Source organism: Wandonia sp. (assembly GCF_984588085.1).
Window position 1 is genome coordinate 20,140 of the sequence record NZ_CFIGVI010000033.1, and the last position, 13,020, is coordinate 33,159.

Here is a 13,020-nt window from a genome sequence, read left to right on the forward strand (position 1 = left end):
TTTTACAAACTTAATATTATTTTTTTTGTTAGCAACACCTACTCCATTTTAAATGAACTGTAGGTCTCCCACTTGTCTAAAACCCTGCTAAATCCTTCCGGAAGTTCCGAATCAAAGGCCATCCACTGTTTTGAAACCGGATGCGTGAACCCCAGTGTTTTGGCATGCAAAGCCTGACCGGGTAATAATTCAAAACAATTTTCAACAAATTGCTTGTATTTTGTGAAAGTTGTTCCTTTCAGAATTTTATCTCCTCCGTATTCAAGGTCGTGGAATAACGGGTGACCAATATATTTGAAATGCGTACGAATTTGATGGGTTCTACCGGTCTCAAGTTTACACTCCACCAATGTAACATATCCATATCTCCGAAGCACTTTGTAATGGGTAACGGCATGCTTACCATAATCACCTTCTGGAAAGACCTCCATCATTTTACGATTTTTCAATGATCGCCCTATATGTCCGGTAATGGTTCCTTCCTCTTCTTTCACATCTCCCCAAACAAGTGCATGATATCTACGCTCCGTTGTACGATCGTAAAACTGCTTGGCTAAATCAGTGAGTGCCTGCTCTGTTTTCGCTACGACCATAACTCCTGTCGTATGCTTATCCAATCGGTGTACAAGCCCCGGACGTCCGTAAAAATCATCTTTTCTGGAAGGCAGGTTATCAAAATGATAAACCAATGCATTTACCAGGGTCCCTGTATAGTTTCCATACCCGGGATGTACGACCATATTAGCCTGCTTATTAACCACGATCAGTGTATCATCTTCAAAAAGTATATCCAACGGGATATCCTGAGGAATCAATTCCAACTCTCTTACCGGATAAGGCAAAACGATGGAAACAATATCTCCAGGTTTTACTTTATAATTTTGTTTTACGGTCTTTTGATTGACTAGTACGTTCCCGTTTTTTGCCGCTACCTGAATTTTGTTTCGGGACGTATTCGGCATCCTGTCTAACAGGTACTTATCAATTCGTACTACTTCCTGACCACCATCTGCTGTAAAGCTGAAATGCTCATACAACTCTTCTGATTCATTTTCCTGAAATTCCTGTTCTTCCTCTATCATAATCTGGTGATTTTATGCGTGTTCACCACAACACCTTTTTTATCTCTGATAACCAGTACATACATACCGGTTTGAACTGTATCTGTTCGAATTTCAGTCTGCCACTCAGACTCCAATACTTTTCTTCCGTCCAAGGTATATAATTCAACTGTCCCTTCTCCCGGTTCCGACAGGTTAATTACATTATTGAATGGATTCGGATAAACAACCAGCTCCGAATACTCTTCCTGCATCAATTCGTCTGCACTCAACTGATAATTCATCTTTGAAGAAACTACCGGACGAATCATTAAAGAGCCGGAATAAGACGAATTAAGCCATGAAATCTCTCCATTTATGGAATAAAACACCTTCTGCTGACTGTTTGTATTCTTATCCAACCCTACATTTAGTGCGTCCTGTTCAATCTGTCTCCATCCCACATAAAAAATACCTGAAACAGGGATTCTTATATCATCTCTGAAATAGTAATTCCAGAATAAATTCCGATCGTGCATATACTCCGGCATACTCGGGAAAAAGAAATCATCCTGATACAAGACATTCCCCGGACGTCCGTTGTTATCATCCCACACTGTCAAAAGAAAGATCTTATCCGAATGATCCAGTACCGTAGGTACAAAATGCATCTGAACAGCAACTAAGGAGTCTGGTTCCCAGCTTGTGAACTGAACCGCAAGACGCGCCTGTTCTCCGTTAATACCATAAGCTAATTCCGCCGACCCGTCGTCGTAAGCATAATAATTCGCAAACACTTGTTGCCCCCGGGTTGTATCATTTGAATTGGTCAACTGTGCAAAAGGAGCGGTAGCGGTAAACTCATGATCAAATGCTACCATTGTATCATTTACCATACCTGTCGAAAACTGGTATGTAGTGCCCAAATCGTGATAGGAATGGTAGGTAGTTCTTGGCTCATAGTTCAAATCTCCATTTGACAAGGTCTGCCCCGGAAATGTGTAGGTATGCTCCAGTACTTCCTCGTAATACACGCGAAGATCCCCGGGAGGATTGTTCTCCGGAAGGTTTGATCCGTTACGCACAACCAACCCCAGATCATCCGACATCCTTCCCGAAGGATTATTTCTAAAATGTTTCCAGGGAACAGCTGTATACTCTTTCAATAATGTATTCACCGGATAAACGATTGCAAAATCGGAAACCAATGTATCCTGATACCCCGAAAGTCGTCTCAGGTTTACATAATCCACGTGCCAGTTATCCAAATCTCCAGACAACCCTCCGTAATTTCTAAAACGGAACCGAAATCCATTTTGCAAAAACTTACTTTGTACGACCGGAAAATGCACTAATTTAAAATCACTAAGCGGAATTCCATGCGTTCCCCAGACGTTTTCCCACACCTGCTCATCTACATTAAAGAATTGTAAGATTAGTGAGTCGTCTTCCTCCGGCATGTCTCCAAAACCACCTGCCTGATACAGAAAGCTAAAGTAAATACTATCATTGGGTGGGTAGTTCAAGTCAATTACTTTTGACGTAAGATGATCGGCATAATCCGAATAGGCTGTATTTATTGCATACGGAAATCCGTTTTCGTCCAGACCGTCAAATGTTGCCACTCCCAACGACCAGGGATCAACTGGTCTCGACATATTCCAATACGCCTGATAATCCGTCCAGATATAATCCGGATCAGTAACCGAAACGATGTACACCCGGGCGGTATCCTGTATGTACAAATTTGTCTCCACCCAAACTGTATCGGGATCTCCTGCCACATCAATTGTATCAAAGACAATGAAGGGTGGATAGCCCGAATACGTGCCGTACACATCGACCGGATACGCATTCAGTGCATTGTATTTAAAATCTTCGGGAGTATACCAGATCGTATCTTGTGTACCTGCTCCCGAATTAACATCTACCTTATAAGTAGGGAAATCCGTAAGCTTTGTATTCATCGGCAACGGAAGGTCAGAAAGATCCAGCATTTTGTAATACAGTTCTTCCGTTACATTCGGATCTGTTGCCTCTGCTTCGTAAGGTTGAAATTTATTCGTAGAAAAATCATCAAAAACAGGCAGGTTTACGGTATCCAACTGGTAAAAAAACTGCCCGTGTATCGTTTCCCCCTGTCCGTTTTTTTGTACAGCCACCGGCTTTTCACCACCACCCCGCATAAGTAAAGGGGATACAACCTCTATCTGAGCAGATAAGGTTACGGCAAATGAAATAGCAGAGAATCCAAGGAAGATTGCTTTCAACATAATTCTTTCTAATTTACAATTATTCCGCCCATACTGTGACTGTACCTCCGGCAGAAATAACTGATTCACCCGAAGCATCCGGCATCTGGCGGACAACAATCGCCTTCTCTTTACTCGCCTCATCAGAACAGGTCTGACACAAGACATACAGAGAAAGGTTTTGCTGTTCTAAACGATTTCTTGCCTCGGATATTGTCATCCCCTCCAAATTCGGAACGGAGACTGTCTGAACGCTAGGACCTCTGGATACTACCAATACAATCTTTGAACCAATTGGTAGCTTTTCTCCCGGAGCTACTTTTTTCCCTTTGTATTTTTGCTCCAGTACCTGATCTTTTCCTTCTATACTGGGTTGAAACTCGACAACAGGAACCAGCCCTCTGTTTTCCAGTATTTGTTCGGCAAAACGCTTGGAGGTTTTCCCTGCCAAAGCCGGCATCTCTACCATTCGGAAGCGTGTGGCGACTCTCAGCTTCACTTTTCGTCCTTCTTTCACATACACTCCGGTTTGTGAAGTGGGTCCAGGCTGCTGAAAAAAGACTGTTCCCGGGGGTAAATCCGTCCGGTATACAGAATCCAGTACTTCATATCCTATTTCTTTTCCGGAAAGGTAAGCATCAATTTCTTCCAGATTCACCTTGTCACCTACCAGATCCGGCACTTCGATTTTTTGTCCGAAACGGGTAAACGTATCCAGATAAGACAGTGTTCCGAAAATAATGGACAAAACAGCAATAATAATAAGAGCTATATTGATCAGAAATGCTCTGCTCTTTATGAAATTGAATAGCTTAACAAAAAAACTTCCCACGGATATTGAATATTATCCAACAAAACTAAAAAAATATTCATCATAAGAAACTGCCGTCTGATGACTTTATTGTTTTTTAACACGCTGCTATTCTTTTCGGTTTCACCGTTACTTTGGCGATCAGGATTATTAAAACAGAAGTGCTGATAACTTTGGTCTGTCATTATCGAATGAAACCGTGCTATATGTAACTTAGCGGCAAAGAACATCAGAATATGCGTAAAGTTGCTGTTATTTGCGGGGGACTCTCTTCGGAGTACGCCATCTCATTGAAGAGTGCTACAACTATCATTACTCACTTTCCTTCAGAATATAGTTGTCACAGGGTTATATTGAATGAAGAAGGTTGGTGGCTGGAAGAGCAGGGAGAGCAAATCCCTGTTGACCTGAATGATTTTTCGGTTCTGATGACGGATGGCACCCGGCTTAAATTTGACCTGGCTGTCGTATACATTCACGGATACCCCGGTGAAGACGGAAAGGTACAGGCTTATCTTGATATGCAGGGTATTCCTTACTTAAACAGTAATCCGCTTGCTTCCGAATTGTCGTTTGACAAATGGTTCTGTAATCAGTTTCTGAAAAACTTTGGTATACCGGTGGCTGATGCCGTGTTATACATTACTCCTGATGAACACGAAACCGATGATGTTCTTTCGCAAACAGGACTCCCCTGTTTTGTTAAGCCGTGTGACAGCGGCTCCAGTTTTGGCGTGACGATGGTAAAAGAAAAAAGTGATTTTGAACCGGCTCTTGCTTATGCTTTCCGGGAAGGAAAAACAGTCGTAGTTGAACGTTATCTGAAAGGTACAGAAGTAACGTGTGGTGCTTTTCGGTCTCCGGATGGTATTGTCACGCTGCCTCCGACAGAAATTGTTGCCGAAGGCGATTATTTTGATTTTGCTGCCAAGTACGAAGGAAAATCTCAGGAAATAACACCTGCACGAATCAATGAGCAGGAGTTAACGATGGTACAGGCTTTTACGGAAAAAATTTATGCCACATTGCGCCTGCGCTCTCTGGCACGGGTTGATTACATCATCGTTGACGGCATCCCTCATTTAGTGGAAGTAAATACCACTCCCGGTTTTTCGGATGCAAGTCTTGTCCCTCAACAACTCGCTTGTGCCGACATTACAATTCGTGAATGTTTTGACCAGATTCTTCGTGCCGAGTATCCACAGTGGTATTAGCGCTGGGCTCCTGACATCGTAATCAGGTACTTCAGGATAAGCTCTTCTTCTCCGTCAGAAATTTTGGCTTTTTTAGCCATCGGCGGAACGATTTTTCGCCATTTTTCTTCTGATAGTTTTTCCGGTGCTTTTAATCCGTGGCACTTTTTACAATTCTCCTCATACAGTGTTTTCCCCTGACTCAGTTCAGAAAGTGTGTACCCCGGAAATTTATCCGAAACTCTTGTTATGTCCTGCTCAGAAGGCATCAACAGTGTAACTCCACACGCCGAAACCATTCCCATTACCAGTACAACCCCCATTATCTTTTTCATACTCCTACCCTCTTTTAATGTTATTTACTACTCCTAAAAGATACAATTTCCAGGAACCTTTTTTCGCTTTTGCTTCAATTATTTTTGTCTGGGCAATCATTAAAGCAAACATAACAGCTACGCAAATCAGGGTTCCTCCTACATCAAACCGGCCTCTGTACAATACGGGACGAATCCAGTAAAGGACTACCAGGTGTCCGATATACAACCATAGCGTATTACGGCTCATCTGATTCATGAGCGGAGGAAGTTTTTTTACAAAACGTGCCAGAAACGCAAAAACAGCACCGACCAGAATAACGACTCCAATCCTGTGTAAAATCAGATTAGGGCTAGCCCCCATTCCCTCAACGTCTCCCCAAAAGTTACTTCGTCCGTACACATCTATCTCAATATGATCCCCTATCTCGGACCAGACCAGTAATATCGTTGACAGAACCAACAATTTTACATCCATCCATTTATGAAGCCTTTCTTTTTCATTCATTCGCGCTAACCATGCTCCGAAAAACCCTCCAAAAAGTAAATAGGCTATCCACGGGAAAGTCGGAAAAGGAGAGCTCTTCCCTGCAAAGGTTTTTTCCGAATTGATCCATAGTGTGAAAAAGTTAGGAAAAAGCCGAACCTTTTGATCCCAGTTCCATTCGATATCCAGCAGCTTATTTCCCCGGATGACTTTCAGGTTGGCGTATTTACCATACACCTGCCGCGACTCCATAACCGGTAGTTCTTCCAGAGAGCAAACATCCTGATAACCGATGCTCAGAATCAAATCACCGGATTGCAATCCCAATTCTTCAGCTTTGCTCCCGTTCACAACTTCTTTTACAACCAATCCGTCTCCGTCAATCAAATGCAACGAATCTGCAATCTCAGGTGTATTGTTTACCAAAACTACTCCAAGATTTTGCTCTGAAAGTTGAGGTGCAGGTTGGCTATGGTAATTCACGGTGGTTATATGCGGACTGATATAAGCAACCGAAACGAACAGAGTGAAATAAATCACCATAAGCCCTGTTACGTACTTCCGTGACAATGAAAAAATGGTCATTATTGTCAAAAGTCCCAAACCAATAATATGCAGTACATCAACTGCCATAGCAACATCGGTCTGTGCCTGTGAAATTCTAGCATACAGTGATTGTATAGGGAAGCGAAGAAGATACCCCCAAAAAAGCAAGGTCATTACCCGCGTGATTCCTTTTCGGATACGCATATTGTGACGTACATGCACCTTATTCTCCTGAATCAAGAGGAAGGTAAAAACACCACCTGCTATTACCATAAAGAAAGGTGCTGTGTACCCCCTGAAAAAGGTCCAGATATGAATTCCCAACGAATCTCCTTCGCGGATCTCTTTATCGATCATCGCATAAACGGTATGCCCCTGGATCATCATGAATAATGCAAGAAACCGCATCATATCCAGGAATAGAATCCGCGTCTTTTTTACCTTCTCCATTTCACGACAAATGTACAAGAAAGTTTGAATGAAAATATACCGCTTCTATTTTTGGGTGGAACAACACTTCTCGTACCTCACCTCCATTCTCCTGTCACTCAACCAGTCCTACCCTACAAGTCTGTTTTTATACAATACACACTCCATCAACTACAAAACACTATAAATATCAGTCACTTGAGGTTTTAACTCCACTCCTATTCTTCATATACTCTGAAAAAGTCGTAATTTTATCCCGTGACGCGTACTATATCAGTCATATTGCTTATAGCAGTTTTGTACATACCTTTCCTCGGATTACGAACGTATTTTGAGTTGGAACGCAAGCAAATTCGTAAGGAAGTTAAGCGTAAGCTCATGAACGAAATTCCGGCGGACCAGTTAGTCGAGCTTCGGTTTTCAAAGCACACGATCAACCGGGAAGTAAACTGGAAACACTCAAAGGAATTTGAGTACCGGGGAGAAATGTATGATATTGTGTACCGAAAGGAGAGAAATGACTCCCTGTTTTTCCATTGTTGGTGGGACAGAGAGGAAACAGCCCTTAACCAACGTGTCAACCAATTGGCTACAATCCGCTTTGCTAAAAATACAGATCCTGAATCCAGGACAGCAAAACTCAAGGTTATTTGTGAAAAAGAGTATATTCCTCTGCACATTTTACTTACGGAGCTTCAAAAGTTTCAGTCACACTACGAGGTCATTGCTGACAGACCTCCGGAAATTTACTTCGGTATTTCGCTTGAAATCCCAGTACCCCCGCCTCGTTTAGTCGCCTAAAAAACTCGAAAACACATTCCCGAAACGGGATGTGAGAGGTTATTTATTCATTTAACTTTCATAAACATGAAATACATATTTATTATATGCTCCTTTCTTTTGGGTCTAACAGGACTAGCGCAGGAAAGCCACTTCAAATGCGGCTCTCACCTAAAAGAAATGGAACTTAGAGAATTACACCCTGAGATCAAGCAGGCGTACGAACGTATGCGCGAAATGGGACAATACACTACTAAAAGTGATGAGGACACAGTTCTTATTACCATTCCTATTGTGTTCCATATTATTCACGAATACGGTCCGGAAAACATTTCTGATCAACAGGTGTACAGACAGGTTGAAATCCTGAACGAGGACTACATGAAATTAAACGCTGATACGATGGCTATTGTTCCGGAGTTTAAAGCAATTGCCGGAAAAGCAAGAATACAGTTTGAGCTGGCGCGTGTAGATCCTTTCGGAGAATGTACCAATGGAATTAACCGGTACTATTCACACGAAACATTAATCGGAGACGATTATTCGAAACTGCGCCCCTGGTTCAGAGCCAAATACCTGAACGTATGGGTGGTAAAATCGATGGAAAACGGTGTTGCCGGGTATGCTTATTTCCCCTCAGCTGTAGAAGGAAACGGGTTCTGGCGTGACGGAATTATCATCCGCCACAATTACATCAGTGACATCGGGACTTCCAGTATAAATAACTCCCGTGCACTGACGCATGAAATCGGGCATTTCCTCGGGCTGGCACATACATGGGGGACGACAAATGATCCCGGACAGCCGGTCAACTGTATGGATGATGACGGTATTGAGGATACTCCCAATACGATCGGATGGACGAGTTGTGACCTTGCGGGTACCACCTGTGATTCGGAACTAGACAATGTTCAGAACTATATGGAGTACTCATATTGCTCTAACATGTTCACGGAAGGGCAAGTACACTTTATGCGTACGATCCTGCATTCGGAAACATCCGCCAGAAAATCACTCTGGTTGGAAAGTAATCTACAGCAGACTTTGTCGCCGCAGTTAACCTGTCTTCCGAAACCGGATTTTCATGCTCCTTCCATTACCGTATGTAAAGGTGAAGCCATCCAGTTTACCAATCACTCATGGCGTGTTGAAGATCCGCAGTACACCTGGCATTTCCAGGGAGGAACACCGGAGTATTCAAACGACGAAGACCCTTCGGTTTCCTGGGATAGTGAGGGGTGGAAAACCGTGTCACTTACTGTTACCGGAACAAACGGTGAAAGTACAAAGACCGAAGAAAGCTACATTTATGTATCACCGGATTATGCGGATTTTCACGGACCAAGAGGCTTAACTTTTGATGATGAAATGGACTTCCAGTACATCATTGACAACCCGGAGAAAAACGAGGGCGAATGGAAGGTGCTGAATAATGTAGGGCTTAACGGGTCAAAAGGAATTTTCCTTAGAAACGTATCTCCTTACACCGATCCGTATGAGTTTTCGGACGAATTTTTCTACGATAATCGTCTGGGAGGAACTGTGGATGCTTTCATAACACCATCGTTTGATCTTTCGAACACTTCAAGTGTGCAGGTTTCGTTCTCTTTTAGTTCGGCGACCAATGCATATGACGAGGCGAATATGAAAGAAGAATTAAAAATCTATGTCTCCAAAAACTGCGGTAGAACGTGGCAGTTGCGAAAAACGATAAGCGGACTGGATTTGATTACCAACGGATCCGGTTTCGAGGATTTTGTTCCGGGACCTTCATCTATCTGGCGGGAAGAAAGTTTCTCTGTAAGCACTTCCCCATCCGACCATAATGTTCGTTTTAAGTTTGAATATACGGCTTCGGATTATTCGAACAACATTGCGATTGACAACATTATGGTAGGTGGTACACTGGGAATGGATGAGGAGCAGAATCTTCTTTCGGAGTCTGTTGTCTTCCCTAATCCTGCCCAATCGGGATCGGATGTATTTATCCAGATTTCCGGTGAGGGGAAACCTCTTACAATTACTTTGTCAGATGCCGCAGGCAGATTTATCGGGCAAACCAGCCTGACTGTCTCTTCGGATAAAGAAGAGGTCAATCTGAGTAAAATAGCTCCTTTGTCACAAGGTGTCTATTTTGTCCGACTGACTTCGGGAGATTATGAACGTACACACAAACTGATCGTTCAGTAACAACAATCAGGTGCCGGATACTGTAACAAGTTCCGGCATCTTTTTTTGTTTTCCTTTCTTTTATTAATAGAACAGGAGTTTCGTACACCCACTCACTTTTACCGGATTTGAGGTGTTGTATGCTCTTAAAATCACACGAATAGCTACTTGTTTTTCGGCTAAAATCATTCCGCTTTCAGTACATTTAGTGAGGATTCACAGGGTTCGGTTATGTTGAAACACTTGTATTTCTGTTGTGAATTGCTTCAAAGTCAGTACATTTAGTGAGGATTCACAGGTACAAGTACAATTTAAACAAATGGCTGTGGGTTGTGAATTGCTTCAAAGTCAGTACATTTAGTGAGGATTCACAGGAGAACGAAGATGAATCTGACAACCTACTAGGTTGTGAATTGCTTCAAAGTCAGTACATTTAGTGAGGATTCACAGGCACCGAAAAGCAAACAATCCATCCTACGAAGTTGTGAATTGCTTCAAAGTCAGTACATTTAGTGAGGATTCACAGGCTTCACCGGAATATCCCAAGGTCTTGAAGGGTTGTGAATTGCTTCAAAGTCAGTACATTTAGTGAGGATTCACAGGTATAGCTGCCTTTAATGTGGATAGTCTCTGGTTGTGAATTGCTTCAAAGTCAGTACATTTAGTGAGGATTCACAGGCCTTGCGATTCAATTTTTGAAATAATGAAAGTTGTGAATTGCTTCAAAGTCAGTACATTTAGTGAGGATTCACAGGAATCTGGATTGGAACCAACTTTCATCTTATGTTGTGAATTGCTTCAAAGTCAGTACATTTAGTGAGGATTCACAGGTTATTCAAAAGGTTCAATTACTCAGATATTGTTGTGAATTGCTTCAAAGTCAGTACATTTAGTGAGGATTCACAGGTAGAAGATCGATGTTCACAAGGACTAACTCGTTGTGAATTGCTTCAAAGTCAGTACATTTAGTGAGGATTCACAGGGATCCTCACATGCACTATCGCCACCCCATAGTTGTGAATTGCTTCAAAGTCAGTACATTTAGTGAGGATTCACAGGCGAAAAGGGCTATAAGGCTTTGTTTTGCGTGTTGTGAATTGCTTCAAAGTCAGTACATTTAGTGAGGATTCACAGGTCATTATTGACGAGCTAGGCGATGAGCCGTGTTGTGAATTGCTTCAAAGTCAGTACATTTAGTGAGGATTCACAGGTAAAAGTGCTTAGATTTGTTTCAACGATAAGTTGTGAATTGCTTCAAAGTCAGTACATTTAGTGAGGATTCACAGGATACCCCCGGTTAACGGGCTGATATCCTGTGGATTCTTTCATTGAATAGCATTCAAAAAATGTATCCGTTTCTCTTCCTCTCTTCTGTTCTGTTGTATTTTTTCGATTCTGTTGTTGAATCCTTTTTTTCGAACAGATGATGTTTTCCGTTCTCTAAAACAATTCCAACTGCTGAGCAGGACTCTGAATTTCTTCTTTTTTTATACCGTAAAAGATTTCCATCATTCCGAACTGTTTGTCGGTAATATGCAGAATCCCTATTTTGCCTTTCTCCGGCAATATGTTCTTCACCCGTCGGATATGTACCTCTGCATTTTCACGACTGGCACAAAACCGCAGATAGATCGAAAACTGGAACATCGTAAACCCGTCATCCAGCAAGGTCTTGCGAAATCTGGCAGCTACTTTTCGCTCTTTCTTGCTCTCTGTCGGGAGGTCAAACAAGACCATTACCCACATGGCACGATATTGATTAAGCCGACTGTACCGATCCGCTGCCATAATCGGGGTAGTTTATTTTTCTGCTGATCCCCGCAAAACAATCACTCAGGGAACTTGTTGTCCGGCTCATAGCAACCAACAGAGGACTCTTTTTACCTTCGATTACCACATCCAGAGCAGGAATCATCAGTAAGCGTCGTTTTAGTTCCGGAGTTAAATCACTCTGTACCGCCCCCTCTTTTACCAGATCCCCTACAACGGTATCTACATACGGGCGATACGGCTCCATGATATCATCCGCCAGGCAATACGCGTTGTACTTGTTTGCATGAAAAATACCATACCCCGGCAATAAGCCGCTTCCTACAATTGCACGGGCACAAACTGCCCGCAGAATAGCATATCCGTAATTTAACAGATTGTTCGGCGTTTCTTCTTTTCTTCCGCGGGTAAATCCTTCGATCCCGAATATTGTATTCCAGTAGATCGCTGCTGCCTGTCCTTCGTTGTTTTGTGTATCACCCGAAAGCACCGTTCGCGACAAATCCGTTAGTTTATCCAGTTCTTTTTTTGTGGCATATCCTGTACTCCTCAGGTAAGCGAGCTGGTTCGTAATCTTACGTTCCACCGTTTGTTGCCAGAGGTTCTTTTTGAGGGGTACACTGGCCGTCAGTTGCTGTCGGATCCGTTCGTTAAACTCAGAGTGGCCGTACAAAGAAAGCGTCATCGACTGCGGCATGTGTTGCGGGTTACAATGCACCACCACTACATTATTCAGCATCAGTTTACTCATCAAGGCGTTACTGATCGTAATCTGTGCGTGTTCCAGTACAATCACGCCCAGGTCTTCAATCGGAACAGTTTTCGATACACTGTCCTTCTCCGGATAGTTGACAACCAATTGTTCATTCCGCGTATTCAAATACGTCGGATTACCAAAGTACAGGGTTCGTTTGATCATCGTATAAGCAGTATTGATTTGATTTACAATACGTTTACCATAAAAAATGGTTACAAATCTCCGAAACCAATCAGTTATTCTTAATATTCCCCAACACCTACAATATCCCCAAGATGATTGACACGGACTTTGACAATTCCTACTATTCCATTTAAACCCAATTGGGGTTTGTAAGTTACACCTGTCAATTCCTTCGGTGTTTCAACTGTGGTTTCTAAATGATGCCTGAAAAAATAATTCTTCGTTGCTAACTTCTGCACCCTAAACAAATTCGGACTTATCTCCTTTTTATTTTTTGGGTCTAACAAAT

At 42.5% G+C, this 13,020-nt stretch carries 11 protein-coding genes and 1 CRISPR repeat array; of the genes, 3 read left to right on the forward strand and 8 right to left on the reverse strand.

Annotation, left to right across the window (positions count from 1 at the left end; genetic code table 11):
- Window positions 1–38: 38 nt before the first annotated feature.
- From AC4PL9_RS11550 to AC4PL9_RS11560, 3 genes are read right to left on the reverse strand one after another with little or no spacing between them, the layout of a single operon-like run.
- Window positions 39–1,082 carry an RluA family pseudouridine synthase gene (locus AC4PL9_RS11550; RefSeq protein ID WP_491604905.1) on the reverse strand — a complete coding sequence of 348 codons (1,044 nt, stop codon included), beginning with the start codon at window positions 1,080–1,082 and terminating at the stop codon, window positions 39–41.
- The gene (locus AC4PL9_RS11555) at window positions 1,079–3,313 is read right to left on the reverse strand and encodes a T9SS type A sorting domain-containing protein (protein ID WP_491604906.1); all 2,235 of its coding nucleotides are present in this window, start codon (window positions 3,311–3,313) and stop codon (window positions 1,079–1,081) included. Before AC4PL9_RS11555 ends, AC4PL9_RS11550 begins: the two co-directional genes overlap by 4 nt.
- 19 nt (window positions 3,314–3,332) lie before the next feature.
- A complete protein-coding gene (locus tag AC4PL9_RS11560; RefSeq protein ID WP_491604907.1) occupies window positions 3,333–4,124 on the reverse strand; it encodes a PASTA domain-containing protein in 792 nt (263 codons plus the stop codon).
- Window positions 4,125–4,339: 215 nt separating this feature from the next.
- Between AC4PL9_RS11560 and AC4PL9_RS11565 the strand changes: the two genes are divergently transcribed.
- A complete protein-coding gene (locus tag AC4PL9_RS11565) occupies window positions 4,340–5,317 on the forward strand; it encodes a D-alanine--D-alanine ligase family protein (protein ID WP_491604908.1) in 978 nt (325 codons plus the stop codon).
- Here the strand turns inward: AC4PL9_RS11565 and AC4PL9_RS11570 are convergent.
- A complete protein-coding gene (locus tag AC4PL9_RS11570) occupies window positions 5,314–5,631 on the reverse strand; it encodes a c-type cytochrome (protein WP_491604909.1) in 318 nt (105 codons plus the stop codon). The two genes, AC4PL9_RS11565 and AC4PL9_RS11570, sit on opposite strands and share 4 nt — an antisense overlap.
- Before the next feature lie 4 nt (window positions 5,632–5,635).
- Window positions 5,636–7,093 carry a heparan-alpha-glucosaminide N-acetyltransferase domain-containing protein gene (locus tag AC4PL9_RS11575; protein WP_491604910.1) on the reverse strand — a complete coding sequence of 486 codons (1,458 nt, stop codon included), beginning with the start codon at window positions 7,091–7,093 and terminating at the stop codon, window positions 5,636–5,638.
- A 237-nt stretch (window positions 7,094–7,330) separates the two neighbouring features.
- Between AC4PL9_RS11575 and AC4PL9_RS11580 the strand changes: the two genes are divergently transcribed.
- Together AC4PL9_RS11580 and AC4PL9_RS11585 are read left to right on the forward strand one after the other, a co-directional pair.
- A complete protein-coding gene (locus tag AC4PL9_RS11580) occupies window positions 7,331–7,873 on the forward strand; it encodes a hypothetical protein (protein WP_491604911.1) in 543 nt (180 codons plus the stop codon).
- A gap of 159 nt (window positions 7,874–8,032) precedes the next feature.
- Entirely contained in the window at window positions 8,033–10,042 is a 2,010-nt protein-coding gene (locus AC4PL9_RS11585; protein WP_491604912.1) for a zinc-dependent metalloprotease, read from the forward strand.
- 232 nt (window positions 10,043–10,274) lie between these two features.
- Window positions 10,275–11,308: direct repeats of the CRISPR family, unit length 46 nt; unit sequence GTTGTGAATTGCTTCAAAGTCAGTACATTTAGTGAGGATTCACAGG.
- Window positions 11,309–11,461: 153 nt separating this feature from the next.
- On the opposite strand, the gene cas2 is transcribed toward AC4PL9_RS11585, so the two are convergent.
- The 3 genes from cas2 to AC4PL9_RS11600 form a co-directional block, all read right to left on the reverse strand.
- On the reverse strand, window positions 11,462–11,809 hold the full coding sequence (cas2, locus tag AC4PL9_RS11590) for a CRISPR-associated endonuclease Cas2 (protein ID WP_343785503.1): 348 nt from the start codon (window positions 11,807–11,809) through the stop codon (window positions 11,462–11,464).
- A complete protein-coding gene (cas1, locus tag AC4PL9_RS11595; protein WP_491604913.1) occupies window positions 11,781–12,710 on the reverse strand; it encodes a type II CRISPR-associated endonuclease Cas1 in 930 nt (309 codons plus the stop codon). Before cas1 ends, cas2 begins: the two co-directional genes overlap by 29 nt.
- Before the next feature lie 80 nt (window positions 12,711–12,790).
- Window positions 12,791–13,020 (reverse strand): hypothetical protein (locus AC4PL9_RS11600; RefSeq protein WP_491604914.1); only part of this gene is annotated, 230 nt, incomplete at its 5' end.